The organism is Halorubrum tebenquichense DSM 14210 (assembly GCF_000337415.1).
GTDB lineage: Archaea > Halobacteriota > Halobacteria > Halobacteriales > Haloferacaceae > Halorubrum > Halorubrum tebenquichense.
The window spans coordinates 14,866-41,405 of the sequence record NZ_AOJD01000059.1 but is presented as its reverse complement, the minus strand read 5'-3'; the positions used below and the strand labels follow the sequence as shown (position 1 = coordinate 41,405).

The following is a 26,540-nucleotide window of genomic DNA, read 5'->3' as shown; positions in this document are numbered from 1 at the left end:
GTCTCCGATTTCGGTACGCGGACAAAAAGATTGAGTTGGCCACGACGGGGGCGAATCGCGCCTCAGAAGAACAGCCACAGCACGAGCAGCGCGTACAGCGCCACCAGCGCGATGATCGTCAGCCGGATGAGGATGTTGACGCTGAACACCAGCCCGTTGTAGTCGTTTTTTAAGAGCTTCACCGACTCCGTGCGGCGGCTCGCCAGTCCGGCTGTCGCGGGCGCGACGTCGGCGACGGCGCGGTCGACGGCGCGCTCGATGGCCTCGGTGTCGGACTCGCGGGCGTTCGCCAGCTCGTGGATCGACGCGTGCGTGTCCGTCGAGAAGGGGATCACGGCGTCGAAGGAGTCGCGGTACTCGTCGGCGGTCGCGCGCACGTCCGGCGTGAGCCCGTTCGTGTCGACCCCGATCCACAGGGTCTCCTCGCCGTCCACCGCCTCGACGAACGCCAGCGCGTGCCGGTCGGAGTCCGCCAGCGCGAACCCGGCGGCGTAGTCGTGGAGCGAGGCCTCGGCGAGCGTCTCGCGGAAGTCGTCGAACGCGCGCTTCAGGCGGTCCGCCCGCTCGGAGCCGTACTGGATCTCCACGTCGGGGCCGTTCTGGACGTCGTGTCTGTGCTGGTCGATCAGCAGCACCTCGTCGTGGTCGACGTCGCGCATGAACACCCCGGTGTCGTAGTCGTCGATCCCCTCGCCGTGGAGGACGATCACCTCCTTCTCGCCGATCCGGCGGCCGTGAAACCGGATGTCGGCGTACCCCTCGCGGTCGGTGTAGTCCGCCGTCACGAGCCGCGACGCGCGCCCGGTCAGGTCCGGCTCCGCGACCGCGTCGAGGATCCGCTCCGCGTCCGCCGGGTCCGAGAGGTCCTCCTTGTGCGTACACGGGACGTGGAGGAAGAAGCCGGCGTCGTCGCCCCGAACGCCCTCTCGGGTCGGTGCCTCGCCGTCGCTTCCGGGCGGGGCCTCGCCGTTGAGCGCGTCGATCAGGTTCCCGCTCAGTTGGCCGCCGCCGAACCCGCCGAGGGGGCCCGGGTGGACCCACGGGGCGGCGAGGGTGAGGCGGTCGCCGTTGTCGACCGCGAGCGTCTCCACGAACGGGCGGGCCTCGACGCCCAGGTCGAGCGACTCCCGGTCGTTCCGAAGGAGCCCGGAGGTGAGCGCGAACGCGGAGACGTCCGTGTTGCTCTTGATCAGGTAGTCGACGACGACGAGGACCAACACGAGGAACCCGGCCGCGATCAGCAGCGAGGCGAACGCGAACACGTGTCGGTACGTCGAGAAGCCGAACGCGCTGCCGCCCAGCGCGTAGAAGGCCGCGATGAGCAGCCCCGGCTCCGTCAGCGACACGAGGAGGATCCGGTCGGAGCGGTCGATGCCCGTCGAGACGACGAGCACTAGGATGTTGATCAGGTACAGCGTGATGAAGCTCAGCCAGATGATGCTCCACGCGTTCCCGACGTCGTTCGCGCCGGAGAGCACCAGGGCGTACACGGACAGGACGAACTGGTTGGTGAGCGCGAGGAAGTAGCTCCACGATCGCGGATAACCGTCGAGTACGCGGGGGAACAGCTCGGCGGCGGCGACGAAGGGGATCAGGAAGACGAGCACCGCGACCGGGACGATCCGGGAGGGGTCGGGCGCGAGCGGCGTGAACAGCCAGAGCGCGCCGAACGTTCCGACCCCGTAGACGGCGCTGAGGACGACGAGCGCCGCCGCCTGAACCCGCAGCCCTGGCACGGAGAACACGAGCCGCTGGAAGGCGTCGACGTTGTCCGCGCCCACTACGCGGTCACCCCGTAGATGGATTCCAGTTCGTCTATCGTCTCGGACACGGAGAAGCGCTCGACCGCGGCCCGGGTGTCCCGGTCGCCGCTGAGGCAGTCCCGGACCGCCCGCTCCGTGTCGTCGAGGTCGCGCAGCGCGAACCGCGCGCCGTTCTCGGGGCCGATCGTCTCGTCGAACGGGGCCACGTCCGCGGCGGCGACCGGGGTGCCGCAGGCGTTCGCCTCCAGCGTCGAGAGCCCCAAGGTGTCGCAGGTCGAGGCGGTGACGAAGACGTCGAGCGCGGCGTAGAAGTCCGGGAGCTCCTCGCGCGGCAGGAAGTCGTGGAACCGGACGTTCGCGGGCGCGTCCGCCTCCAGTTCGGCGCGGACCGGTCCCTCGCCGACCAGTTCGAACCGCACATCGGAGAGCTGCTCCGCGAGCCGGAGGATCTCGTCGACGTTTTTCTTGTGGGTCATCCGCCCGCTGTACCCGACCACCGGGGCGTCGGCCGCGGTCGGCCCGCCGTCGGTCGCGAGCGCCGCGACCCGGGCGTCCGCGCTGGGCCGGAAGCGGTCCATCTCGATCCCCACGGGCAGTCGGTACGGATCCACGTCGCGCCGGATCCGCGAGGTCGAGGCCGTGACGCAGTCGAACGCGTTCAGAAAGCGGTTCTCGTAGGCGACGTACGCCCGCCCGGCGAGGGCGGCGAGCCGCTCCGATTTCAACCCCTGAACGAAGTAGTCCTCGACCGGGGTGTGGTGGGTGTACACGGAGGTCGCGCCGTACCGCTTCGCGTAGCGGAGCCCCATCAGCCCGGTCGACGCCGGGCCGTGACAGTGGACCACGTCGAGGTCGGGCAGCGTCGACAGGCGGCGGTAAAGGGGGAGCCGGTACTGCTTGTAGAAGGGGTTCGGCAGCGACGGGACCGGGATCTCGTGGTCGTCCGGCTCGTGGCTGCTCGCGGGGTAGACGACGTACACGTCGTGACCCCGCGCTTCGAGCCGGTCGCGCCACGCCTGAATGGTGTAGGTGACGCCGTCGATCCCGGGGAAGTAGCTGTCGGTGAAGAAGCCGATGTTCATGATGGCGTCTGGGGGTCGAGCGGTCGCGGTCGGCCGCGGCCGTCGCGGCTGAGTCGGTGTGGAGGGACGGCAACAGGCGCGTCGGCCGCGGAGGGTGTTCCGGAGGCGGCCGCGCCGACGAGTAGTGCCGATACCACGGTTACCTGCCGAGTTCACTACCTGACCGCTTCAACATTTTCATTTCCGGCCTCGCCGGAGGCCACGGCGGACGGCGTGGTTCGCTCCCGTCGCGCGTCCTGACGGCGAGGCCGTCGAATCCGGGCCTCTGGGGGTCGTCGAACCCGCCCGCTTAATCCCCGGGCGCTCGAACCGCCGGCCATGATCACGACCGACCGGATGGCGGCCGTCGACGCCAACGCGGCCGCGCTCGGCGTGCCCCGCAAACAGCTGATGGAGTCGTCCGGCAACGCGGTCGCCCGCGAGGTGCGCGCCGCCGCGGACCCGGGCGCGGCCGTCGCGCTGGTCTGCGGCCGCGGGAACAACGGCGGCGACGCCCTCGTCGCGGCGCGGTTCCTGAAGGCGTACGATGCGACGGTCCACCTGCTCGGTCGCCCGGAGACGATCCGGACCGACATCGCCCGGGAGAACTGGGCGGCGCTCGAACGGGCCGAGATCCCGACCGAGACGGTGACGGACTCGGCCGACCTCGACCTCGGTGGAACGAGCGACGGCTCGCCCGACGTCGTCGTCGACGCGATGCTCGGGTCCGGCGTCTCGGGCGGACTCCGCGAGCCGGAACGCACGGCGGCCGAGGCGATCAACGCGAGCGACGCGACGGTGGTCGCGGTCGACGTTCCCTCCGGCGTCGACGCCGACACGGGCCACCCGACCGGCGGACCGGACTCGGTCGCGGTCGACGCCGGAGGGGACGCGGTCGCCGTGAACGCCGACCGCGTGGTGACGTTCCACGACGAGAAGCCCGGACTGAGCGCGCTCGACGCGACCGTCACCGTCGCCGACATCGGGATCCCGGCCGCGGCGGAGCGGTACGTCGGCCCGGGGGACCTCCTCGGACTCGACCGCGACCCGGACTCGCACAAGGGGGACAACGGCGAGGTTCTCGTGGTCGGCGGCGGGCCGTACGCGGGCGCGCCGACCCTGTCCGCGCTCGCCGCGCTCCGTGCCGGCGCTGACCTCGTCCGCGTGGCCTGTCCCGGATCGGTCGCGAGCGAGGTCCAAGGCTTCTCGCCGAACCTCATCGTCCGGCCGCTCCCCGGCGACCGCGTGGGCCCCTCGCACGCGGAGCGGATCGCGTCGCTCGCGGCCGGGAGCGACGTCGTCGTCCTCGGCCCGGGACTCGGAGACGGCGACGGGACCGAGGCGTTCGTCCGCGAGTTCCTGACGGGCTACGCGGGACACGCGGTCGTCGACGCCGACGCGCTCGGCGTCGTCCCCGAGGTCGACACCGACGCCGACCTGATCTGTACGCCGCATCAGGGCGAACTCGTCGGCATGGGGGGCGCGACGGCGGCGGACCCCGACGAGCGCGCCGAACTGGTCCGCGAGTTCGCGGCCGACCTCGGCCACGCGCTGCTCGTGAAGGGCGCGGTCGACGTGGTCTCCGACGGTGACGACGTCCGGCTGAACCGGACGGGGAACCCGGGGATGACGGTCGGGGGAACCGGCGACGTGCTGGCGGGGACGGTCGGCGCGCTGGCGGCCGTGACAGACCCCTTCCGGGCGGCCGCGGTCGGCGCGTACGCCGTCGGACGCGCGGGCGACGCCGCCGCGGACGCGAACGGGACCGGACTGGTGGCGACGGACTTACCCGACCGGCTGCCGGAGGCGATGCGTAATGAGTGACGAGGGACGCGAGGGCGGTACCGGCGGGAGAAAGGGGTCCGTCGACGGCGACGCGCTGACGCACACGACCGCCGACGGCGACGAACTGACGCACACGACCGCCGACGGCGACGTTCAGATGGTCGACGTCGGGGACAAGCCCGACAGCAGCCGCCGCGCGGTCGCCCGCGGCGAGATCCGGCTGACGCCGGAGACGGTCGCGGCGGTCGAGGCGGACGCGGTCGAGAAGGGCGACGTGCTCGCCACCGCGCGGATCGGCGCGGTTCAGGCCGTGAAACACACGTGGGAGACGATCCCGATGTGCCACCAGATCCCGATCACGAACGTCGACACGGAGTTCTCGGTCGGCGACGACCGGATCGAACTGACCGTCGCGGTCGAGACCACCGGGAAGACCGGGTGCGAGATGGAGGCGTTGGAGGGGGTGACGACCGGTCTCAACACGGTCTGGGACATGGTGAAGGCCGCCGAAAAGGACGCCGACGGCGGGTACCCGAACACCCGGATCGCGGACGTGGCGGTCGTCGAGAAGCGGAAGGAGACGGTCGGCGAGTAGCCGCGATCAGGCCGACGGCAGCGGTCCTACCGGTCGAGGAACGGCGGGATCACGACCTCGGCGCGTTTCTCGTCGCCGCGCACGACGACGCTCACCTCGGCCCCGGCGTCGGCGTACGACTCGTGGAGGTAGCCGAGACCGATCGGCTCGTCGAGGGTCGGGCTCATCGTCCCGGAGGTCAGCTTCCCGACGCGGGTGAGGTCCCCGTCGGTGACCGCGTAGCCGCCCCGCGGCACGCCGCGTTCGAGCAGCCGCACACCGACGAACCGCTCCGTGACGCCCTCCTCCTTCTGGGCCTCCAGCGCGTCGCGGCCGACGAACTCCGTGTCGAGTTTGACGACGAAGCCGATCCGCGCCTCGTACGGGGTGCGCGGCTCGTTCTCGGGGTCGAAGTCCTGTCCGGACAGCAGGAAGCCCATCTCCGTGCGCAGCGTGTCGCGCGCGCCGAGGCCGCACGGCTGCGCCGGGTCGGGACCGTCGACGAACCCGTCCCACACGGCCTCGACGGAGCCGGCGGGACACATCACCTCGAAGCCGTCCTCGCCGGTGTAACCGGTGCGCGCGACCCAGCTCTCGACGCCGGCGACCGCCGCAGTCGTCGCCTCGAACTTCGAGAGGTCGACGACGCGGTCGCGGGGGGTCGCCTCGTCGAGGGCGTCGGCCGCGTCCCGCCCCTGTACCGCGAGCATCGCCCAGTCGTCGGTGACGTTGGCGACGGTCGCGTCGAGCCCCCACTCGTCGCGGTGGTCGACCCACCGGTCGTACGTCTGCCCGTCGTGGCCCGCGTTCGGCACGAACAGGTACGCGGGGTCGCCGCTGGGCGCGTCGAGGTCGCCGTCGTGGGCCTCCTCGAACTCCGCGAGCGACGCGGCCGCCTCGCCGGCCGCGGTCCCGTCGGGGAGCCGGTAGACGACCGTGTCGTCGAGCATCACGCCCTCCTCGTTCGTGATCGCCGCGTACTGGGAGTCGCCGGGGTCGAGCGCGCTCACGTCGTTGGTCGTGAGGCGGTTCATCAGGAGGGTCGCGTCCGGGCCGGCGACCTCGATCTCGCCCATGTGCGAGACGTCGAAGACGCCGACAGACTCGCGGACCGCGGCGTGTTCCGTCTGAATGGAGTCGAACTCGACGGGCATCTGCCAGCCGCCGAAGTCGGTGAACTTCGCGCCGCGCGCGTCGTGGGCCCCGTGGAGCGGAGGGAGGCGATCGGTCATACGCGAACCTCTCTCGGACGGACCTAAGGTGTTGTGACATCGGCGGTCCGCGGGCGGAGGCGGCGGCCGATCGGGCGACAGCCTCAAGCGGTCGCCGGTCTCCCTATCGGGCGTGAGCAGCCCCCGCCCCGATCGAACCGGCGCGGTCGCGCCCGCCGTCGCGGTCCTCCTGATCGCGGTGCTGTTCGGCGCGCTCGTCGGGACGTGGCCCCCGTTCGTCGCGGTCGAGAGCGGCAGCATGGCCCCGGGCGTCGAGCGCGGCGACCTCGTCGTCGTCACCGCGGCCGACCGGCCGCCGTGGGGCGACCTCGCGACCGAGACCGACCCCGACGCGCCGACGCGGCTCGGCGGGGCCGGCGACGTGGTCGTGTACGCGGTTCCGGGGGCCGGGGACAGACCGGTGTTCCACCGCTTGGCGTTCCCCGTCGAGGCGGGGGAGGACTGGACGGAGCGCGCCGATCCGGCGCTCCTCTCCGGGGACTGCGCGGAGCTTTCGACGTGTCCCGCACCGTACGACGGCTACGTCACTCACGGCGACGCGAACGAGCTGTACGACCAGAGCGCGGGTATCGCTCCGGTCGTCCCCGAGGAGTGGATCGCCGCGAAGGCGCTGTTCGCGGTGCCGAACCTCGGCTGGATCCGGGTCGGCATCGACGCGGCGGCCGCGCGGTACGGCGGGGTCGCGACCGCGGTCGTCCTCGTCGGGTCCGCGGGGCTGGCCGGGGGAGTCGGCGCGCTGTTTTTCGGTCGGCTCCGGCGCGGAAGACGGCGGTGAGGCGGTCCGGCGGCGGCGATGCGCTATTTAAGTACATCTGAACGGCAGCAGCGATTGTTTATAAACCTCGGCGCGGTCGGCGCGCGCCTCCGAGCGGCCGCCCACGGCGGCCGCGAGGAGCGCGTGCGAGGGAGCCGCTGGTCTCGGAGCGAAGCGGAGGGACCAGCGACGAGGCTGGGGAGGCGTGAGATGTTGTGCGGAGCGGTGCGGGGTGGGGCTTCGGTGGTGTTCGTGTCGATCGGCGATTTATGAACAGAACTGCCCTCGTACAGCCGAGCGGCTGGGGCTTCGGTGGCGTTCACCGCGGAGCAGCCGTTCGATTATAAACAGCCGCGGACGACGTCGCTCGGTCGCTACCGGTGCCAGGTCGGTTCGCTGTCCGTCTCGTCGCCGTCGTCGGTCACATCGCCTTCTTCCCCGTCGCCCGCGTCGCCGTCGAGGGTCACCGAGCCGTTGGCGGCGTTGCGGAGCGCGTCCGAGCGCCCGAACTCGCCGGGCGCGATGGCGAGCGTCCGGATCCCGTAGCCGTTCGCGGTCTCGACGACCGGCTTGAAGTCGGTGTCCCGGGAGGCGATCGCGAGGGTGTCCATCCGCCCCTCGGCCGCGAACCGCGCGGCGTCGACCGCGAGTTTCACGTCCACGTCGCCGCTGGTCATGATGACCTCGAAGCCGCGGGCCTCCGCGGCCTGGATCAGCCCCGGCGTCGCGTGCTCGTCGAGGTAGAGCCGCGTCGTCACCAGCGGGCCCTCCGCCTCGCCCGCCCGGCGCACGTCGTCGAGATCGACGTCGAACTCCTCGCGCAACACGTTCGGGCCGTCGACGAACAGCGCCACGCCGCCGGCGTTCGGGTCCGTCTCCCCGGTGGCGTCCGAGGTGAGACCCTCGACCGCCTCGTCGCCTTGCTCCATGGCCGCGATCCGAGGCGACCGGAGATAGGCGTGGTGATCCGCGAGCGCCGGGGACGAAGCGGTGTGTGCGGTCCCACCACAAAGGATTTGGCGAGAAAATCAGACGTTCACCCGTGACGGACTCCACCGGTCGGCTCCGACGGGTTCGGGACCTGCTCGTCGCCCAGCCGACGGCCCTCGTCGAGCGGGCCTTCCTCCTCGGCCTCGGCCTCGCGCTCTGTGCGGTGACCCCGCTCGCGTCCGGGTCGCCACCGCCGGTCGGGACGTTCGGTTCTGTCCCCACGCTGGTCGGGGTGACGCTCGTGCCGCTCGCCGTCTCCGAGTTCGTCCCGGCCGAACGGACGGCGCTCATCCTCGCGCTCCGGTCGGTCTTCTTCGGACTCCTCGCGGCGTCGATCGCGTACCTGGCGGCGTTCGTGCTCTTCGCGGCGAACAACGCGCCGTGAGGCCGGGATCGGTGGTCGCCCCGGGCCCCACGCCCGAACTGATCGTTTCGACACTTGGACACCTTATATCCGTATTACCACCTCACCCACGACCGTAGTGAATATACGGAGAATTGAAGTAGGATGTCCAAGAATAACGGGATAAGATGTCACAATCGAACGCGTACACCGTCATCTCCGAGCAGAACGATCACGAATGTACCACGGTACGTGCCCATCCGCGCAACGAGACGTACCACGTCGTCGAGTACGCCGACGAGGACGCCCGCGAGCGCGTCGCCGACCTGCCGGTCGGCTCGGTGGTCAAGATGGAGCTCTCGCGCGCCGGCCGCCGCAGCAACGTCTGGTGCGCCGAGTCCGTCGAGACCGCGGTCACCGACGGCGGCTCACCGCAATAAGAATCGGGGGGTGCGTGGAATTGAGATTCGGTCGCTGATCGTGACTTGGTGAAGGCTACACGCGCGATTCAAGCCTCAATCGCTCGGTCGTGCGTGGCCGAGAGTCCCGTGGCGGTGAACACCGCCGAAGCCCCAGCCGCTCGGTGCGACGTCGTTGCCGTTGACCAGACGGCCACCGAAGCCCCAGCCGCGAGGCGGCCAGACGCTCGTTGCGCTCCTCGGTCGTTCACTTCGTTCACTCCCTGCGGTGCTTACTTCGCCTCTGGCCGCCTCGCGACTGCCCCTTCGAGTCCCGCCCCGCACCGCCCAGCGACCGCACCTCACGCCTCCCCAGCCTCGTCGCTCGCTCCGGGCTCCCTTCGGTCGCCCGGGCGCTCGCGACTCCCTCGCGCGTGCTGGCTCGCGGCCGCCTTCGGCGGCACGCTCGCAGGCACGCGCCACCGCACCGTGTTCAGTTTATAAATGGTGGCGTCAGCGCGTCCGGGTCACACCATGTCGCCGCGAACGGACGCCCCCTCCTGTTCGGCCCGTCGCCGCTTCAACACGTCCGCCGCCTCGTTCGCGGCGTCCTCGTCGGCACCGAGCATCCCTAAGGCGGCGGGGAGCGTCGGCATCGCGAGCGAGGCCTCGCGGAGTCGCTCGAACGCCTCCGCGTCGCGCTCGCCGTCGACCCACAGGCAGACCCCGCGGGGGTCGAGCACCTCCTCGTAGGCGTCGCGGGCGAGCGCGCCCTTCAGCCGCTGGCGGACGTTGTCCTCGAAGCCCGCGTTACACACTTCGAGGTGGATCGGCTCCGTGTCCTCGACGAGTTCGGCCGCGAGACACTTCTCGGGCGCGGCGTACCCGTTGTCGCTCGTCCGCACGCGGTCCGGGTTCGCCTCCGCCCACGCGGCGTCGACCGTGGTCCCGACGCCCTTCACGCCGTACTCGGCCTCGAACTCCGCTGCGGCGTCGGCGTCGCCGCCCATGATCACGTCCTTCGTGAGGTAGACGTCGAGCCGGTCGACCGGGTCGAGTCCGAGCGCGACGTCGCCGAACGCCCACACCTCGCGGACGGGCACCGGCATCGGCTCGCTCGCGACGCGGTCGACGAGCGCCTCCAGTCGGTCGACGGCCCGTTCGCGTTCCATTGACCGCGGCTACGCGACGGGCGGCCAAACCGGTTACGCTCGGTCGGGGGTCACACCCGGTCGATCCGAGCCGAAACGTCGTCCCAGTGGCCGCCCTTCCAGAACCACTGCCCGCAGTCGACGCAGCGCCAGCCCGACCGGTCCGTCCCCACGTCGTCGGGGACGTAGTCGGGGCGGTCGGCGGGGTCGGCGGCGTCGGCGGCGTCGCCGGGGTCGCTCGCCGGCTCGGCGGACGCGACGCGCTCGACCGGACCGTTACACGACCCGCACCGGCTCGGCTCCGCGGCCAGTTCGATCCGGAAGCCGGCCGCGTCGAGCTCGCGGAGCTGGTCGAGCACGTCGCGCTCGGTGAGGAGAACGGCGTCGACCGCGAGGTCGGCGTCGGGGGCTCGCTCGGCGAGGTCGCGGTCGCGGGTGATCAGGGTCCGGTCCTCGGCGGCCGCGAGCGCGAGGAGCCGGTCGTCGGCCTCGGCCTCGCGGTCGAGCGCGTAGGCGGCGTCATACCCGCAGAGCCGCAGGTAGGTGGCGAGCTTGCCGCACATGACGTCGAGGAGGACGGGCGGGGGGTCGTCGCCGTCGACAGCGGGCCGGTTGTCGTCGGCGGTTGACGGGTCGTCCATCTACGAGAGGAACGACCGCAGGCCGTCGAGCGACCGCGCGTTGAGCACCTGCGAGGTCTCGGCCCACCCGCGCCGCGCGGTGTGGACGCCGTACCGCGCGTTGTCGAGTTCGCGGGGGGCGTGCGCGTCGGTGTTCACGGCGATGGTCGCGCCCGCCCCGATCGCGGCCCGGACGAACTCGCCGTCGGCGTCGAGCCGGGCGGGGTTCGCGTTCACCTCGATCGCGGTCCCGTTCGCCGCGGCCGCCTGCGCGACCGCCTCGACGTCCGGGTCGAGTCCGGGGCGCTCGTTGATGAGGCGGCCGGTCGGATGACCGAGGATATCGACGTGCGGGTGTTCGACCGCAGTCGCCAGCCGCTCGGTGGCCGCGTCCGCGTCCTGTCCGAGCGCGGCGTGGGGCGACGCGACGACGATATCGAGGGCCGCGAGCGTCTCGTCGTCGGTGGAGAGCTCCCCGTCGGCGTCGACGTTCGCCTCGATCCCGTGGAGGATCGGGATGTCGACCGCGTCGCGGGCCGCGTCGATCGCCGCGGCCTGCTCCTCGATGTCGTCCTCGTCGAGGCCGACCCCGCCGACCATCCCCGGCCCGGTCGCGTGGTCGCTGACGACGTGGTAGTCGTGGCCGCGCTCGGCGGCCGCCTCGGCCATCTCGACGATCGAGAAGCCGCCGTCGGACCAGTCGGTGTGGGTGTGGAGGTCGCCCCGGAGGTCGGCCGGCTCGACGAGGAGGGGAAGCCGCCCCTCGGCCGCCGCCGCGACCTCGCCGCGGTCCTCGCGCAGTTCGGGCGGGACCGGGGCCATGTCGAGCGCCTCGTAGACCCCGTCCTCGGTCTCGCCCGCGACGCGCTCCCCGACGCGGGTCGCGTCCGGTTCCTCGGCGTCGCCCGCGTCGTCGCCCTCGGCGTCCGCGTCCTCGCTCCCCTCGCCGTCGACGTCGCTCACGTCGAACAGCCCGTACTCGTTCAGCTTCAGGTCCCGGTCGATGGCGCGGTTGCGGACGGCGACGTTGTGCGCCCGCGAGCCGGTGAAGTACTGGAGCGCCGCGCCGAACTCGTCGGGGTCGACGATCCGGAGGTCGACGCGGGTGCCGTCGGCGCGGACGCTCGCCTTCCCGGTGCCCGCTTCTATCGTCGCGTCCGCCGCCGGCCAGTCGGTGAACGCCTCGACGATCCGCTCGCGCTCCTGACTGGCGACGAGCAGGTCGATGTCCCCGATGGTCGGCTTCCAGCGGCGGATCGAGCCGCACACCTCGGCGGCGGCGACGTCGTCGCGGTCTCCGAGGTGCGCGAGCGCGTCGTCCGCGACGGGCCGCGCGTCCCCGAGGCGGGTGCGCTCGCGGGACTCCCGGGCGAACGGGACGTTGTCGAGGATGTTCTGTTCCGTCTTCGCGCCGAAGCCGGAGACTTCCTGAATCTCGCCCGCCTCCGCGGCGGCCTCCAGCTCGTCGAGGTCCGAGATTTCGAGCACGTCGTACAGCGTGCCGACGGTCTTCGGGCCGACGCCCTCGACCGCGGTCAGGCCCGCCATGTCGACGGGGAGCTCCTCGCGGAGGTCGGTCAGCTCCTCGATCGCACCAGTCTCGACGTACTCGACGATCTTCGCGGCGATGGCGTCGCCGACGCGGTCGATCTCGGCGACCGCGTCCTCCCCCTCGGCCGCGAGCCCCTCGACCGGCGCGGGGTGGTCGCGGACGTTCTCGGCCGCCCGTCGGTAGGCGGTCGGCTTGTACTCGACGCCCGTGGCTTCGAGGAGGTCGGCGAACTCCTCCAACCGGGTCGCGACCTCGTCGTTCCGGCTCATTTGCCCGGAGTTCGGCCGCCCGCCGCTTATATGGTCCGGGGGCTTCCCGACCGTCGGTTCCCCGTCCGGCGGACCGGGCGCGACGGGCCCTCTGCGCGCTCGGATCGCCGCCACCCACAAGTCGCGCGCGGCCCGAGGGATCGACGTGTCTACTGACGACCCGAACCCCGACCCCGACGACCGCGACGACCGCAACGTCCTCGGCGGCGACCTCGAACCGTGCGGCCGCGACCCGACGACCGGCTACCTGCGAGACGGGTTCTGCCGCGACGTCGAGGGCGACGTCGGCGAACACACCCTCTGTGCGGTCGTCACGGCCGAGTTCCTGCGGTACAGCCGCGACCGGGGCAACGACCTGATCACGCCGCGGCCGGAGTTCGACTTCCCCGGCCTCGAACCGGGCGACCGCTGGTGTCTCTGCGTCGGTCGGTGGGTCGAGGCGGCGGAGGCCGGGGTCGCCCCACCTGTCGTCCTCGAAGCGACCGACGAGTCCGTGCTGCGCGCGGTCGACGCCGACCGGCTCCGCGACCGCGAGTTCGACCCGGAGGCGTTCGACCCCGGAACGCTCGACTGACCGGTCGGCGACGGGACGGTTCGCCGCCCCGGTGGCTTTTTCGCCCCGGGACGGGAGGTCCGGGCATGACGGACGGATCGAGCGAGACGCCGGACGACACCGTCGGCGGGCGCGCCGAGCGCAGTCGGGCGACGCTGTGGCTCCTGCTCGACGCCGACCGGCGGGTCGTCGCGGGCGTCGTCCTGTCGCTCGTGTTTCTCGGGCTGGTCGCGGCCGGGACGCTCCTCCCCGGCGCGGCCGGGGCCCTCCGCGGCGGCGACTCGGTCGACACCCTGTTTCAGGCGCTGCTCACGGCCACCATCACCGGCGTCACGCTCGTCCTCACGCTGAACCAGCTCGTGTTGTCACAGGAGCTCGGCGCGGTCGGCGACCAGCGCGACCGGATGGGCGGGGCGATGGAGTTCCGGGAGGACGCGGCCGCGGTGGTCGGCGAGCCGGTCGCCCCCGCCGAGCCGGCGGCGTTTCTCAGCGCGCTCGTCGAGACGGCGAGCGAGCGCGCGACCGCCCTCGGCGAGGCGGTCGACGGCGCGGTCGACGAGGAGGTGGTGCGCGCGACCGACGAGCTGACCGAGGCCGTCGTCGGAAACGCGGCGCGGACGACGGCGGAGCTCGACGGGGCTCGGTTCGGCGCGTTCGAGGTGATCGGGGCCGTCCTCGATTTCAACTACTCGTGGAAGCTGTTCGCCGCCCGGCGGCTCCGCGAGCGGCACGGGGACACCCTGGACGAGACCGCGACGGCGGCGCTCGACGAGCTGATCGGGGCGCTGCGGCTGTTCGGTCCCGCCCGGGAACACTTCAAGACGCTGTACTTCCAGTGGGAGCTGATCGACCTGTCGCGGCGGATGCTCGCGTCGGCCGTGCCGGCGCTTCTGGTGGCGGCGGGAATGATCGCCTTCTTCGACGCGGAGCGGTACGCGGGGTCGATTCTCGGCGTCGAGGCCGCCGTCGTCTGGGTCGCGGCGGCGGCCGCCCTCTCGCTGGTCCCGTTCGCGCTGCTTTTGGCCTACATCCTGCGGATCGCGACGGTGACGGGACGGACCCTCTCCATCGGCCCCTTCATCCTGCGGGAGACGGACGGGGAGACCTGACCGGGGACCGCGGCGGCGCGGTCGGAGTCACTCCGTCAGCCAGAGTCCGGCGGCGACGACCGCTGCCACCGCCATCGAGCCGGCGAGCAGCGCGAACGCGGGCCGGAACCCGACCGCGTCGGCGACGACCCCGACCGCGCCCGGCGCGAGCGCGCCGGCCCCCATGAGCAGCGTCCGGACGACGCCCAGCCCGCCGCCCGCGAGCCGCTCGGGGAGCAGTTCCATCAGGTAGGCGCTGCGGACGGGCTGGAACCCGTGCGATCCGAGTCCGAACGCGGCGACGACGACCGCGGCGGCGACCGCGCCGCCGCCGAATCCGGGCAGCGCGACGAGCGCGACGAGCGCCGTCGCGGCCAGCCCGAGCGTGGCGACCATCACCGGGAAGCGGCCGACGCGGTCGGAGAGGTCGCCGGTGGCGAGCTGGACGAACGTCACCGCGAACACCAGCGAGTAGAGGAGGTTCGCGGTCGACGTCGGGAGGTCGGCGGCCCGCGAGAGGTACAGCGGGAGGAAGGCGACCAGCCCGTTGTGCGCGAACGAGAAGCCGATCGTCACCAGCACGAACGCCGAGAAGCGCGGGTTTCCGAATAGTCGGAAGTACTCCGCCGCGCCGGGCGAGTCGCCGCCGTCGGCGTCGGCCTCGGCCCCCAGACGGTCGTCGCCGCGGAGCCGGAGTCCCGTGGCGACCGCGAGGGAGACGGCGAGGACGCCCGTGAGGAGGAAGGGGGCGCGCCAGTCGGCCCCGGGGAGCCGCGCGAGGACGGCCGCGACCGCGGGGGGTGCCGAGAGGGCGGCCACGACGACCGCGGGCGCGGCGACGCCGCCCATCGCGCCCAGCGTGTCGTGCGCGCCGAGCATCCGCCCGGTGCGGGCGGGGTAGACGCGGGCGATCAGCCGCACCGAGACGGTCTTGTGGACGCCGGTCCCCGCGCCGACGACGAGCATCGCGGCGACGAGGACGGCGAAGGGCGCGTCGACGACGACCGCGAGCGACCCCGCGCCGGCGACGACCGCGCCCGCGACGATCACCCGCACCGGGCCGAGCCGGTCCGCGACCGCGCCGCTCGGGAACTGGAGGAGCGCGTACACGACCATGAAGCCGGTGAACGCGGTCCCGACGGTGGCGTTGCTCACGCCGTACGCGCCCTGAATCGACTCGAACAGCGGGGGGAAGAGGTAGCGGACGAACTTCCCGAGGAACCAGACGAGCGAGACGAGGACCAGGGCGTCGTACTCGCCGATCCGGTCGCGGTTCATCGCCAAGCCGTAGCCCGGTCACCTTTATAAAAGACCTGAAGCGCTCGGGGGCTGCCGGTAGAGTTCGGTCCGGTCATGCTGGTGTTTCCGCGGCGGCGCGTGCCTGCGAGCGTGCCGCCGAAGGCGGCCGCGAGGAGCACGCGCGAGGTCGCCGGCGCTACGCGCCGGCTGCCAGAGAATCTTCGATTCTCGCTGGAGTCGACCGGTCGGAGCGAAGCGGAGACCGGTCGACGAGGCTGGGGAGGCGTGAGGTGCGGGGCCGTGCGGGGTGGGACTCGAAGGGGCAGTCGCGAGGCGGACAGAGGCGACGTAAGCACCGCAGGAGCGAGCAACGCGAGCGACGAGGAGCTCAGCGAGCGTCTGCCCGCCTCGCGACTGGGGCTTCGGCGGTCTCGGTCACGGAGCTACTCTCGGCGAAACCGATCACAGCCGGTTGACTGGCGCTTCGGCGGTGTTATAACAAAAACCAGTTCGCAGACGATGCGCTATTTAAAACGGACCCTTGCCGCCGCCCATCATGTCGCCGAGGCCGCCGCCCTCGCCGCCGCCCATCTTCTTCATCATGCGCTGCATGTCGCCCTCGCCCATCCCCTGGAACTGGCCGATCGTCTCCTCCATCATCGAGTGCTGCTCTAAGAGCTGCTGGACCGTCTCCTCGTCGGTGCCGGAGCCGCGGGCGATACGCTCGACGCGGGACTGCCCGACGACGCGGGGGTTCTCCAGCTCCTCCTCCGTCATCGAGTCCATGATGCGCTCGAAGCGGCGCATCCGGTCTTGGGTGACATCCATCGCGTCGTCGGGCAGCTCGTCCATCATCCCGCCGCCGAGGCCGGGGATCATGTCCATCACCTGGTCGAGCGGCCCCATCTTGTTCATCGCGTCCATCTGCCGTTTCATGTCCTTCAGGGTGAACTCCCCCTTCAGCATGTCCTCCGGGTCCCAGTCGTCGTCCTCGTCTTGGGTCTCCTGCATCGCGCGCTCGACGCGCTCGGAGAGCTGCTTGAGGTCGCCCATCCCGAGCAGCCGCGAGATGAACCCGGACGGCTCGAAGCGCTCGATGTCCTGGACCGTCTCGCCGGTCCCGAGGAAGGCGATGGAGGAGTCGGTCTCGTTGACCGCGGTCAGCGCCCCGCCACCCTTCGCGGTCCCGTCGAGCTTGGTGATCATCACGCCCTCGATGCCGATCGACGCCTCGAACTGGCGGGCCTGCTCCTTCGCGCCCTGTCCGATCGCGGCGTCTAAGACGAGCAGCGAGCGGTCGGGGTCGACGACGCCCTCGATCTCTTCGATCTCGTCGATGAGGTCGTCTTCGAGCGCGTGGCGACCGGCCGTGTCGACGATGTGGACGTCGGCGTCCTCGGTCTCTTCGAGGCCGGTCCGCGCGATGTCGACCGGGTCGTCGTTGTCGGGGTTCCCGTAGAACTCGACCTCGGCGCGCTCGCACATCTGTTTCGCCTGGTCGTACGCGCCCGGCCGGAACGTGTCGGTCTGGATCACCGCGGGGCGGAGCCCCTTCTTCGAGAACCACCACGCCATCTTCGCCGCGGAGGTGGTCTTCCCCGACCCCTGAAGCCCGGCGAGGAGGATCGTCTGGTTCTCCAAGGGGAGCTCGGTGGAGTCGCCGACGAGCTCGACCATCTCCTCGTAGACGATCCGGAGGACGTGGTCGCGGGCGGTCGTGCCGCCCGGCGGCTCCTCCTCGAGCGCGCGCGACTTGATCGAGTCCGACAGCTCCATCACGAGGGAGACGTCGACGTCGGCGGAGAGGAGCGACCGCTGGATCTCTTTGACGATCTCCTCGACGTCGCTCTCGGAGAGTGTGGTCTTCCCCTGGAGCTTGTCGAGGCTGCTCCGCAGGGACGTACCGAGGTCGTCGAGTACCATTTGCCGGAGCTAGGCGGGCGACGCGGTAAAGCTTTGTTCGTCGGCGGTCGGGAGCCGGCGTCAGATCCGCTCCGCGATGTACCGTTCGATTCGGGTCACGAGGTCCGGACGGAACGTCCAGAAGGCGTCCCAGACGTTCGGCTCGTCTTCGAGCGCGAGCAGGGCGACGTGGTCCCCGTCGGTGCCGTCGGGGGGCGTGAACACGACGAACCACGAGCATCGGTACGGGTAGGAGGTCCCGGTGTGGACGGTTATCGGGAGCGTCGACAGCGACTCCACGTCGCCGACGCCGTACACGTGGACATCGACGCCGGTGCCGGCGACCCGCTCGTACACCGACCGGGTGCCGCGCTCGTCGTCGATCCGCGAGAGCCGCTGGAAGGAGGCTCGCAGCGTCCCCTCACCGTGTTCGGCCGCGATGCGCTCTATCACTCGGGAGACGATGATCAACAGGAGCTTCTCCTTGTTCGAGGCGGGGTAGCCGCGGACCTGGAACGGGACCTCGTCTAACCCTTCGAGCACGGCCGGAAGCGCGACCTCGTCGAGGCCGATAGCGCCGGTCTTGTACAGGTCGGAGTTGATGAGCAACACCGATTCGAGCAGTTCGTCGAGCGTCGACCGCGCGACGATCGACCCGTTCTCGACGAGCGCGACCACGTCGTCGTCGGACGCGGGGTCGGCAGTCTCGCTGATCGAGACCGGCTGTCCGTCAAGTAGCGAGTCCAGCAGCTTCCGAACCGGATCCGGCGACGACCGGTTCAGGAGGACGAGGTGGCGCTCCGGCGACTCGAGCTCGTCGAAGAACGAGCGAAGCGATTCCGCCATGAGAGCAGTTGCGACCGAACGCGACAAAGGCCTTACTCACGGTCGGGCCCGCCGACGAGCCGCGCGCCGGCGGCGTCGACCCGGCACGCCCGCGGGTCGTACCCCGCGTCGGAGAGCCCGGTCCCGAGCGCGAAGACGGTGCGCCCGAGCATCGCCATCGCCGCCTCGCCGCCGGCCGCGTCGACCGCCTCCACCGCCTCGGCGACCTCGGGGACGAGGAGGTCCGCCTCGCGGGCGAACCCGCGGGCGGCGTCCAGCAGCGTCGGGAGCCGGGGGTCGTCTCGGAGGCGGTCGAGCGCCGCCTCGCCGGCCGCGGAGAGCGCCGTCGTGTCGCCCCCCAACACCGCCTCCGTCGACAGTTCGCCGAACGTGACGTACTCGACCCGCGCGCTCGCCGGGACGCCGTCGAGTTCGCCGACCCCCGGCGCGCCCGGCTCCAGCCGGACCGGGACCCCGCCGCGCGCCTGCGCGACGACGTCGCCGAGCCCGGTCCCGCGGCCGACCTCCGCGGCGTGCGCGGTCCGCACGAGGTCGTTCTCGGAGCGGCCGCGGTCGAACGCGGCGTTCGCCGCGAGCGCGGCCCCGAGCGCGGCCGCACCGGAGACCCCGAACCCGGCACCGATCGGGAGATCGGTCTCCACCGCCACGTCGGCTCCTGTAGCGTTCAGGTCGTCGAGGACGTCCTCGACCGCGCCGATCGATCCGGACTCGCCGTCGATGGTGCGGGAGCCGGCGTCAGCGGTGGCGTCGTCGACCGCGACGGCGTCACCGTTCGTATCGTCGTCGGCCGCGGTGTCGTCGCCGGTCGCCCCATCGACCGCGCCGTCCGCCGCCGAGACCCGGACCGTCACGCCGTCGGTGAGCGTCACTCCCGCGCCGCGCGACCCGGCGGCTGCGGGGTCGTCGGCGGGGTGCGCGCTGAAGAAGGCGGTGACGTGACCCGGGACGAACGCGGTCGCCCGCTGGCTGCTCATGTGCCGGCGGACGAACGGGCCGCGATTAACGGTTGTTATCCGAGACGGCGCGGACGGGCGGGCGGGCAGCGCGGGCGAGGGGGCGGCGCGGACGGGCGGACGGCGCAGGGAGGGAGCGGCACGGGTGACGGGGCGGCACAGGCGGGGGGCAGCGCGGGCGCGGTGAGGAATCCCCGCTCGGGGCGACACCGCAGGCCTAAATAGCGCCCCGGCGAAGCCGGACCGTATGCGAAACCAGTTGCGTCCCGTCCTCGCCGCCGTGCTCGCGCTGGTCCTCCCGGGGCTCGGCCACCTCTCCCTGCGCCGATGGGGGCGGGCGCTGCTGTGGCACCTGACAATCGTCGGCGGCGGGGTGGCGCTGTTCGCGCTGTACGGCGTCGAGCCGGTCGACCCGCTCGCCGACCCCGCGGCGGTGTCGGCGGCGATTCCAACCGACGTGGCGCTGCCCATCGCGCTCCTGTTCACGCTGTCTTCGATCGACGCGTACCTCGTCGGGCGGGCCGACGTGGCGGAGCGCGAGCGGGCCGACGCCGCCGCCGAGGCGATGCGCCGCCGCACCGCGGGCGCGGACGGCGACGACGCCCCCGGCGGCGGGCGGGTGCCGCCGAGCGCGGCCGTCACCGGCGAGGACGGCGAGACGCTCGAAGTGACGTGTCCGAACTGCGGCAAGGAGACCGACGCCGACATCGACTTCTGTCACTGGTGTACCGAGCCGCTCCCGTGGGCCGAGTCGGAGCGCCGCTGAACTATCGGGCCGGGCGGGTCGGAGCGCCGCTGAACTATCGGGCCGGGCGGGTCGGAGCGCCGCTGAACTATCGGGCCGGACGGGTCGGGGGCGGCGACGCGAGCGTCGCGGTGGTTTCTCACCGGTGATAATTGAGGGCCAACTATGATATGATCCCGCCGTGAGGGTACAAGTACGGACGCGAACGACGGACGGAACATGAGTCTGAATCCACGACGATACGACGTACGAGAACTGCGCCGGATCGCGGACGCGCCGCGAACCGACGGAGCGGGAGCGCCTCGGGAGCGGGCGCTCCGGCAGCCGAACCGGAACCAAGCCGAGCAGGCGGCGCGCTCGGCCGCGTTCACGGAGCTGCTCCAGCGTCAGCGTGGGAAGCGGCTGAACGGCGGCGGAACCGCGGATCGACCGTATCTGACGGCGATCCCGGCGTCGCCCGCGGCGGAACGCGAGATCGGCGAGTGGCTCGGCTACCTCGTCGACGTCGGCGGCCACGTGCGGGCCCGGGACGCGCTCGCCTACTACGGCGAACTCGACTGGGTCGGCGACGACGCGGTCGCGGCGCTGCGGCGGCGTCTGGAGGGGTTCGACGCCCCTCGACGGGACCGGCCGTTCAGCCCCGCGGACCACCGGATCAGTCTCGTCTCCATCGTCCGGATCGCTTCGTGTGCGAGTGACCAATGAGCGACGACGAATCCACGGACATCAACGACACGGACGAATCGGCAGCGGTCGGCGTGAAACTGGGCAGCACCCGAACGGTACTCGACGTCCCCGACGGACGGGGCGGCCGCGAGCGCCACTCGGTGCTGACCTGCCTGGCGACCTACGAGGACGCCATCACCGGCGAGGAGAAGGTGCTGTTCGGCGAGGAGGCCGCGGTCGAGTACCCGGACCGCGTGCGCTTCATGCTCCGGTCGGGACTCCCCGAGGACGACGACAGCGTCGCGGACGCCGAGCGCTTCTTCGAGGCGGTCGTGGACGCCCACGACGTGCCCGAGGATAGTGCGGTCGTCTACGCGGTGCCCACCATCGACAACGAGGCGGGCGTCGAGAACCTCAAGTCGGTGATCGAAGGCTCCTCCATCGGGCAGGTCGAGACGCGGAGCTACCCCGAGTCGCTGTGCGGGGCGATCCCCGCCTACGGCGACGAGCTCGACGCGATAGACGAGGTGTTCGTCTCGGTGAACCTCGGCTCGACGACGATGGAGGCGTGCGCCTACCGGCGCGGCGAGCAGCTCTCGCCGTTCTCGACCGGCTCGGTGACGGGCAACGAGGTCGACCGCCGCATCGTCGCCGCGGTCGAGGAGGAGACGCAGGGCCGGGTCCACATCGACCGGACGACCGCGCGGGAGTACAAAGAGCAGCACGGCGACGTGTACGACTTCGAACCGTTCACCGATGTGGTCCAGCAGCCGGGCGGCGGGAGCCACGAGTTCACCGTCGACCGCGGCGTCCAGGAGCCGATCGACCGCTACATCGACGAGGCGGTCGACGTGGTCGCCAACGAGTTCCTCCCCGAACTCGCGAACGACCATATGAAGCCCTACCAGCTCGCGCTCGGTCGCCCCATCGCCGCCACCGGCGGTATGGCGTGTATCCCCGGCCTGACCGAGGAGTTCGAAAAGCGGCTCAGCGAGGAGCTGGACCGCGACGTCGAGGTCGTCTCGCCGGAGAACCCCGCGACCGCTGCCGCTGACGGCGCGGCGCGGATCGCGGCGCGACTGGTCTGAGCGGCGAGCGAACGCTTCGGGACTTTTTCGATCGGTAGACATCCGTGAGCGCCCGCGACGTTCGGTTATAAACGGCGGTGCGGTCGGCGCGTGCCTGCGAGCGCCCACCGGGCGCGAGGAGCACGCGCGAGGGAGTCGGTGGTCCGGAGCGAAGCGGAGGACCACCGACGAGGCTGGGGAGGTGTGAGGTGCTGTGGCGGGCGGGACTCGAAGGGGCAGTCGCGAGGGCGAAGCACGGCGAAGTAAGCACTGGAGGGAGCGAACGAAGTGAGCGACCGAAGCGCGCAGCGAGCCGCGCGAGTCCTCGCGACTGGGGCTTCGGTGGTGTTCGTGTCGATTCCCTGTTTATAAACAGTAGTCACGTACGACCGAGCGACTGGGGCTTCGGTGGTGTTCGTGTCACCGGTAACGACTGTCCCGTACCGGACATCGGAGACCTTGACGGTGGCGACCGCGGCGTACGGGCCTACACCGCGAACAGCCGCTCGGCGTCCTCCGCCTGCCGCCGGTAGATCCCCCTGCCCTTCAGCCGCGGGACCTCGTGGCGGTGGAGCCGCTCCGCCTCGACGTCGTACACGAGAGGGAACACGTTCGTCCGCCGCTTCGCGACCGTGAACCCGGACATCGCGTCGAGCAGCGACGCGTCCGGGTCCGGAACCGCGAACGTCACGTAGCCGATCGGCGTCGGCGACCCGCCGCCGTCCGCACGTTCCGGCCGAGAGTCCACCTGCTCGGCGAGCGCGTCGCGGAACGACTCGGCCGTCTCGGCGAGCGTCTCGGGGTCGGCCTCCGGGGCCTCGACGACGGCGGCCAGCACCGCGACCGCACCGAGGGTGTCGTCCGTCTCGCGGGTCGCCCACAGGCTATCGAACGCCGCCGGCCCGTCGACCGCCTCGAAGCCGTGTCTGCGCCGGTTCGCGACGACCGCGTCCCGGTACTGGGTCGGATCCATGGACTCCCTAACGACTCGCATGGTAAAAAATGACATAGGTGGGCCCTGACCGGGAGTCGAGGACCCCGCGACGTGGTCACTAATCGGTGAGATGTTCGAGTAGTCCCGGGCGGATTCGAACCGCCGTCAATGGCTGACTTCGGGCGTCCGACCGTACGACGCGGTCGAACTCCCTCCAAAGGCCATTATGATTGGCCACTACACCACGGGACTACGATGCCGGCTAACCGGCGGGCACTCAAGTAGGTTACTCTCTCCGACCGCTGAGCGGGGTCGCGCTCCGACTACGCCCCCTCCTCGATCCGGCCGAACCGCTGTGCGAAGTTCTCCCGGCAGGAGCCGCAACAGAAGTGGTACAGCGTCCCGTCGATCCGGGCCGACTCCCCCTCGGCGGTGACGGTGTTGCCGCACTCGACGCACTCGACCGCGAGGTCCGCGTCGCCGACGGCGGGCGACCACTCGCGGGCGTCGATCGGTCGCACCGACAGCTCCCGCACGGAGTCCAATCCGACCGCGTCGTCGACGAGGTCGCGGGCGGTCCCCTCCTCGACCCGCGCCGCGACCGTCACCTCGCCGTCGGCGGTGAGGAACGCGTGCTCGACGCGCTCGTGGGCCGCGACCGCCTCGTGGACCCGGTCGGCGTCCGCGGGGGCGACGGACAGCGTCGCGAGGACTGACAGCCCGTCGGAGAGCGCGTCGCCGTCGATCCGGAGCGTGAACCCCTCTATCACGCCCACCTCGCGGAGGCGGTCGACCCGGTCCGACACCGCGGGCGCTGACAGGTCCACGCGCTCGGCGATGTCGCTGTACGGACGCCTCGCGTCGGCCAACAGCAGCCGGAGTATCTCCCGGTCCGTCTCGTCCAGGGTGCGCATGGCCGGCCGTTCGGCCGGCGCGGCAAAAAGGCGTCCGGGCGGGACGGGTCGGGGCGGGTTCGGGAAAGCGGTCGGCCGCGGGGGCGACGAAAAGGCAGTTGTGTCCGCGGTGCCAACGGCGAGGTATGACGACGATAGACGTCGACGGCATGTCGTGTACGGGCTGTGAGGACAACGTGACCGACGCGCTCGGCGACCTGCCGGGCGTCGAGTCTGCGAGCGCCGACCACGAGGCCGGCACCGCGACCGTCGAGGGCGACATAGATATCGACGCCGTCGTGGCCGCCATCGAGGACGCCGGCTACGAGGCGTCAGCGTAGGCGGCGATAGCGTAGACGACGGAGGTAGCGCACGCGCCCGGATCGCCTCCCTTTTTACGTCGAATCGGACCGGCGGCGACCGCGCGGAGTCCTCCGCGGTCGACTCAGTGGGAGTCGTCTCCCGCGTCCCAGTCGTCGGGGTCGCGCCGGTCGTCCCGATCCTGCTCGGCGGACGCCTCGGACGAGTCGGACGCCTCGGACGAGTCGGACGCCTCGGACGAGATCGCGTCGCGGACCCAGTTCATCACCGACCCGCTGCCGTCGTCGGCGGCGGAGGAGGGCTCGTCGGTAGAGTCGGAATCGTCGGTAGAGTCGGAATCGTCCGTGGAGCCGGAGCCGTCGACAGAGTCGGAATCACCGGCGGAGCGAGAGTCGTCGGTGGAGACGGAGTCGGCGGCGGCGAGGTCGCCGTCTCGCCCGATCGCAGCGCCGTCCGGTTCGGCCCCGGCGTCGTCGCTCGCTCCGTTCGGGGCCGGCGGGCGATAGGTGTAGACGAACTCGCCGGAGACGGCGTGGAACGCGCCGGTCCGCGGGTCCTCCACGACGCCGGTGTCGTTGTCGATCGCGAAGTCGACGAGGTCCCGGAGCGACCCCGCCTCGGCGGTCGGGCGGTCGTGGACCGACTCGGGCAGTCGGAACGTCGTGATCCACTCGTCGAACTCCGAGCGGTCGTCGCGGTACGAGAGGTACTCGCGCTCGGCCGGCGCGAGCGCGAGGTCGAACTCCCGGGTCGCGTACCCGATCCCCCCGGCTCCGAGGAGGCCGACGAGCAGGAGGAGCGGCCCGCCGAACGACCGGAGCGCGCCGTAGCTCCGCTCGACTGTCACCCGCTCGGTCCGCGAGGTCGTGTCCGACTGAACGCCCGGCTCGCTGACCGAGTAGGTGTCGCCGCCGTGCGTGAGCGTCATGTCGAGCGTCTGCGTCGACGCCGTGGCGACCCCGCCGACCCTCCCGTCGACCGCGACCTCGGTCGTGACGAACGTCTCCGTCTCGCCGGGCGAGGCACCGAGCTGCTCTTCGATAGACGCCACCCGGCCGTCGATCGCCGTGCTGTTGAGCGCGAAGGAGGCGTTCACCGTCTCGCCGGGGGCGACGTCCGAGACGGTCTCGGACGCCAGCGGTTCCGTCTCGCGCCAGTAGACGGTGTCCTCCTCGCCGACGTTGCGGATCACGAGCGTGGAGCCGACCTCGACGGTCACGTTCTCGGCGCTGGAGGCCGCGTACGTCGTCGCCACGTCCACGTCCAGCTCCGGCGCGATCCGCGTGAAGTACGTGTCGCGTCCGTCGAGCACCGACCCCGTCGCGAAGACGGCGTTGGGCTCCGTCACCGTCGCGCTGTGGCGGTACTCGCTCTCGACGGTCAGCGACGAAACCGTGCGGCTCTCCTCGGTCGTGCCGGGATCGACGTGCGTCGTGTACACGAGCCCCGCCCCGACCGCGGCGAGGAGGAGACAGGCGACGAGGATCGCGGTGGACTGTGCGTTCAGGACGGCGCGGAGTCGGAGTCGACGCTCGGAAGGGGCTGAAGACATGTGTTATCTGTAGAGTTCGCGGAGGACGCGTCTGTGAAGCGGGGGGCGCTCTCGGGAGTCGCGCGACCGGATTCTGGCGGGCTCGCCGCGCAACAGCAGCAGTCCGACGCCGACGATGCCGCCGCCGAGCAGGCCGTTTATCGCAACGAGCGGGGCCCAGGGGTGGACCCCGTACAGCTCGTCGACGACGCCCGGAGGCAACACGGCGAGGTAGCGGTGTTCGGCGACGAACAACCGGTAGTACCCGGTCTCGTCGGGCGCGGACAGCGTCACCGTCGTCGACGCCTCGCCCCGGCTGCCGACCGAGAGCCGCTGCGGGTCGACGTCGACGCCCGGGCTCGCCGGCGAGACGTACGCGTACACGGGGACGAGCCCGGCGTTGGGGACGACGTACTCGATCTCCTGGCTCGTACCGCTCTCGATGACGGTCGGGTTCTCCGACTCGAACTCGGCGCTCACGACGCCGTACTCCTGCGTCCCGCCCGGCACGACCATCGCGGCCGTCGCGGTCGCCATGAGTACCAGCGCGAGGACGCCGAGGATCGCCAGCACGGAGGTGCCGTCGTCGCGCGACCGGTCGCGCGACTCGCGGTTCCGGGAGCCTGCGTCGAGGTACCAGTCGACCGCGTACGCGACGACCGACGCGCCGAAGATGATGTACGCCAGCCCCTGTGTCCCCTGAAGCGACCGGACGCCGAACGTCACCGCCAACCGCGTCTGGACGGCGTCGAGCGCGGACTGGAACCCCATGGCTGCGGTGCCGAGGTGCGGGATCACGACGACGCTCCCGCCGACCTGGAGCGCCTTCGCGACCACGTCCGCGTCCTGAACGATCGGCTCGCCCCCGTCCTGATCGGTGAACGGGTTGTTGTCCCCGCGGGTGACGTAGCCGCGCTCGGTCTCCTCGACCACCCGGTGGGTCGTCAGCCCGCCGCCCTGTATCTCCTCGGCGTTGAACGTCACGACGTCGCCGGTCCCGATACCGCCGGCGATCTGGGCCGGGATCGCCACGAACCCGTCTCCCGGATCGAGCGTCGGCTGCATGCTCCCGGTCTCGACGTAGCTGAGGAGGATCGGCTGGCCGAGGAACTGGCCGACGACGAGCGAGACGACGACCAGCACCGCGGCCGCCTGAAGGGCCACGGACAGCGTTCGTTTGACGGACATTGTGTCGCTTTTGGCCGGGTTGACGATCCCCCGCGCGTTACCGCCGGGCGGTTCCTGTCGCGCAGGCGTCAGGTAACCCGTCGATCGCTGAACGGCGGCGTGTCCTAATAAGTTCGTGGGTG

26 protein-coding genes and 1 tRNA gene are annotated in these 26,540 nt (G+C 71.4%); 11 read left to right on the top strand and 16 right to left on the bottom strand.

The window, feature by feature from the left end; translation table 11 throughout:
* Positions 1-62: 62 nt before the first annotated feature.
* Positions 63-1,781 (bottom strand): DUF2070 family protein, encoded by a 1,719-nt coding sequence (locus C472_RS10925; protein WP_006629897.1) that lies wholly within the window; start codon positions 1,779-1,781, stop codon positions 63-65.
* On the bottom strand, positions 1,781-2,845 hold the full coding sequence (locus C472_RS10920) for a glycosyltransferase (RefSeq protein WP_006629896.1): 1,065 nt from the start codon (positions 2,843-2,845) through the stop codon (positions 1,781-1,783). Before C472_RS10920 ends, C472_RS10925 begins: the two co-directional genes overlap by 1 nt.
* 318 nt (positions 2,846-3,163) lie before the next feature.
* Here C472_RS10920 and C472_RS10915 point away from each other — a divergent pair, with 318 nt between their 5' ends.
* Both C472_RS10915 and moaC read left to right on the top strand, forming a co-directional pair.
* A complete protein-coding gene (locus C472_RS10915) occupies positions 3,164-4,648 on the top strand; it encodes a bifunctional ADP-dependent NAD(P)H-hydrate dehydratase/NAD(P)H-hydrate epimerase (RefSeq protein ID WP_006629895.1) in 1,485 nt (494 codons plus the stop codon).
* The gene (gene moaC / locus C472_RS10910) at positions 4,641-5,204 is read left to right on the top strand and encodes a cyclic pyranopterin monophosphate synthase MoaC (RefSeq protein ID WP_006629894.1); all 564 of its coding nucleotides are present in this window, start codon (positions 4,641-4,643) and stop codon (positions 5,202-5,204) included. The genes C472_RS10915 and moaC overlap by 8 nt, the downstream gene beginning before the upstream one ends.
* A 26-nt stretch (positions 5,205-5,230) precedes the next feature.
* Here the strand turns inward: moaC and C472_RS10905 are convergent, their stop codons facing one another.
* Positions 5,231-6,415: a glycine cleavage system aminomethyltransferase GcvT gene (locus C472_RS10905; protein WP_006629893.1), complete on the bottom strand. Its 1,185-nt coding sequence runs from the start codon at positions 6,413-6,415 to the stop codon at positions 5,231-5,233.
* A gap of 112 nt (positions 6,416-6,527) precedes the next feature.
* Between C472_RS10905 and C472_RS10900 the strand changes: the two genes are divergently transcribed.
* The gene (locus tag C472_RS10900) at positions 6,528-7,190 is read left to right on the top strand and encodes a S26 family signal peptidase (RefSeq protein ID WP_006629892.1); all 663 of its coding nucleotides are present in this window, start codon (positions 6,528-6,530) and stop codon (positions 7,188-7,190) included.
* A 353-nt stretch (positions 7,191-7,543) separates the two neighbouring features.
* Here C472_RS10900 and C472_RS10895 read toward each other — a convergent pair whose 3' ends face one another.
* The gene (locus C472_RS10895) at positions 7,544-8,098 is read right to left on the bottom strand and encodes an NYN domain-containing protein (RefSeq protein ID WP_006629891.1); all 555 of its coding nucleotides are present in this window, start codon (positions 8,096-8,098) and stop codon (positions 7,544-7,546) included.
* Positions 8,099-8,211: 113 nt separating this feature from the next.
* Between C472_RS10895 and C472_RS10890 the strand changes: the two genes are divergently transcribed.
* Positions 8,212-8,544 (top strand): hypothetical protein, encoded by a 333-nt coding sequence (locus C472_RS10890; protein WP_006629890.1) that lies wholly within the window; start codon positions 8,212-8,214, stop codon positions 8,542-8,544.
* Between the two features lie 146 nt (positions 8,545-8,690).
* Positions 8,691-8,942, top strand: coding sequence for a hypothetical protein (locus tag C472_RS10885; RefSeq protein ID WP_006629889.1), 252 nt, complete (start codon positions 8,691-8,693; stop codon positions 8,940-8,942).
* A 485-nt stretch (positions 8,943-9,427) separates the two neighbouring features.
* Here C472_RS10885 and C472_RS10880 read toward each other — a convergent pair whose 3' ends face one another.
* The 3 genes from C472_RS10880 to C472_RS10870 are packed head-to-tail and all read right to left on the bottom strand — an operon-like array spanning position 9,428 to position 12,492.
* Positions 9,428-10,072, bottom strand: a complete 645-nt coding sequence (locus C472_RS10880) for a DUF7095 family protein (protein ID WP_006629888.1) — start codon at positions 10,070-10,072, stop codon at positions 9,428-9,430.
* Positions 10,073-10,122: 50 nt separating this feature from the next.
* The gene (locus C472_RS10875) at positions 10,123-10,692 is read right to left on the bottom strand and encodes a Mut7-C RNAse domain-containing protein (RefSeq protein WP_006629887.1); all 570 of its coding nucleotides are present in this window, start codon (positions 10,690-10,692) and stop codon (positions 10,123-10,125) included.
* Positions 10,693-12,492, bottom strand: coding sequence for a helix-hairpin-helix domain-containing protein (locus C472_RS10870; protein ID WP_006629886.1), 1,800 nt, complete (start codon positions 12,490-12,492; stop codon positions 10,693-10,695).
* Between the two features lie 145 nt (positions 12,493-12,637).
* On the opposite strand from C472_RS10870, the gene C472_RS10865 reads away from it, so the two are divergent.
* Both C472_RS10865 and C472_RS10860 read left to right on the top strand, forming a co-directional pair.
* Positions 12,638-13,066 carry a DUF2237 family protein gene (locus C472_RS10865; protein WP_006629885.1) on the top strand — a complete coding sequence of 143 codons (429 nt, stop codon included), beginning with the start codon at positions 12,638-12,640 and terminating at the stop codon, positions 13,064-13,066.
* Positions 13,067-13,131: 65 nt separating this feature from the next.
* Positions 13,132-14,154, top strand: a complete 1,023-nt coding sequence (locus C472_RS10860; protein ID WP_006629884.1) for a hypothetical protein — start codon at positions 13,132-13,134, stop codon at positions 14,152-14,154.
* Positions 14,155-14,181: 27 nt separating this feature from the next.
* Here the strand turns inward: C472_RS10860 and C472_RS10855 are convergent, their stop codons facing one another.
* From C472_RS10855 to C472_RS10840, 4 genes are all read right to left on the bottom strand, one after another.
* Entirely contained in the window at positions 14,182-15,411 is a 1,230-nt protein-coding gene (locus C472_RS10855; RefSeq protein WP_006629883.1) for an MFS transporter, read from the bottom strand.
* A gap of 489 nt (positions 15,412-15,900) precedes the next feature.
* On the bottom strand, positions 15,901-17,295 hold the full coding sequence (locus C472_RS10850) for a signal recognition particle protein Srp54 (RefSeq protein ID WP_006629882.1): 1,395 nt from the start codon (positions 17,293-17,295) through the stop codon (positions 15,901-15,903).
* 60 nt (positions 17,296-17,355) lie between these two features.
* Positions 17,356-18,120 carry a DICT sensory domain-containing protein gene (locus C472_RS10845; RefSeq protein WP_006629881.1) on the bottom strand — a complete coding sequence of 255 codons (765 nt, stop codon included), beginning with the start codon at positions 18,118-18,120 and terminating at the stop codon, positions 17,356-17,358.
* 32 nt (positions 18,121-18,152) lie between these two features.
* A complete protein-coding gene (locus C472_RS10840; RefSeq protein ID WP_006629880.1) occupies positions 18,153-19,094 on the bottom strand; it encodes a pantoate kinase in 942 nt (313 codons plus the stop codon).
* Positions 19,095-19,320: 226 nt separating this feature from the next.
* Here C472_RS10840 and C472_RS10835 point away from each other — a divergent pair, with 226 nt between their 5' ends.
* The 3 genes from C472_RS10835 (at position 19,321) to C472_RS10825 (ending at position 21,572) form a co-directional block, all read left to right on the top strand.
* On the top strand, positions 19,321-19,839 hold the full coding sequence (locus C472_RS10835; protein ID WP_006629879.1) for a DUF7575 domain-containing protein: 519 nt from the start codon (positions 19,321-19,323) through the stop codon (positions 19,837-19,839).
* A 198-nt stretch (positions 19,840-20,037) separates the two neighbouring features.
* Positions 20,038-20,523 carry a FlaD/FlaE family flagellar protein gene (locus tag C472_RS10830; protein ID WP_006629878.1) on the top strand — a complete coding sequence of 162 codons (486 nt, stop codon included), beginning with the start codon at positions 20,038-20,040 and terminating at the stop codon, positions 20,521-20,523.
* Entirely contained in the window at positions 20,520-21,572 is a 1,053-nt protein-coding gene (locus tag C472_RS10825) for a cell division FtsA domain-containing protein (protein WP_006629877.1), read from the top strand. Before C472_RS10830 ends, C472_RS10825 begins: the two co-directional genes overlap by 4 nt.
* Before the next feature lie 466 nt (positions 21,573-22,038).
* Here the strand turns inward: C472_RS10825 and C472_RS10820 are convergent, their stop codons facing one another.
* From C472_RS10820 to C472_RS10810, 3 genes are all read right to left on the bottom strand, one after another.
* Positions 22,039-22,524 (bottom strand): hypothetical protein, encoded by a 486-nt coding sequence (locus tag C472_RS10820; RefSeq protein WP_006629876.1) that lies wholly within the window; start codon positions 22,522-22,524, stop codon positions 22,039-22,041.
* A 100-nt stretch (positions 22,525-22,624) separates the two neighbouring features.
* Positions 22,625-22,737 (bottom strand) — tRNA-Gln (locus C472_RS10815).
* Positions 22,738-22,808: 71 nt separating this feature from the next.
* Positions 22,809-23,399, bottom strand: coding sequence for an AsnC family transcriptional regulator (locus C472_RS10810; RefSeq protein WP_006629875.1), 591 nt, complete (start codon positions 23,397-23,399; stop codon positions 22,809-22,811).
* Between the two features lie 125 nt (positions 23,400-23,524).
* On the opposite strand from C472_RS10810, the gene C472_RS10805 reads away from it, so the two are divergent.
* Positions 23,525-23,719, top strand: coding sequence for a heavy-metal-associated domain-containing protein (locus C472_RS10805; RefSeq protein WP_006629874.1), 195 nt, complete (start codon positions 23,525-23,527; stop codon positions 23,717-23,719).
* A gap of 104 nt (positions 23,720-23,823) precedes the next feature.
* Here C472_RS10805 and C472_RS10800 read toward each other — a convergent pair whose 3' ends face one another.
* Together C472_RS10800 and C472_RS10795 are read right to left on the bottom strand one after the other, a co-directional pair.
* A complete protein-coding gene (locus C472_RS10800; RefSeq protein ID WP_006629873.1) occupies positions 23,824-25,251 on the bottom strand; it encodes a DUF5305 domain-containing protein in 1,428 nt (475 codons plus the stop codon).
* Positions 25,252-25,254: 3 nt separating this feature from the next.
* The gene (locus C472_RS10795) at positions 25,255-26,418 is read right to left on the bottom strand and encodes a signal peptidase I (RefSeq protein WP_006629872.1); all 1,164 of its coding nucleotides are present in this window, start codon (positions 26,416-26,418) and stop codon (positions 25,255-25,257) included.
* Positions 26,419-26,540: the final 122 nt, after the last annotated feature.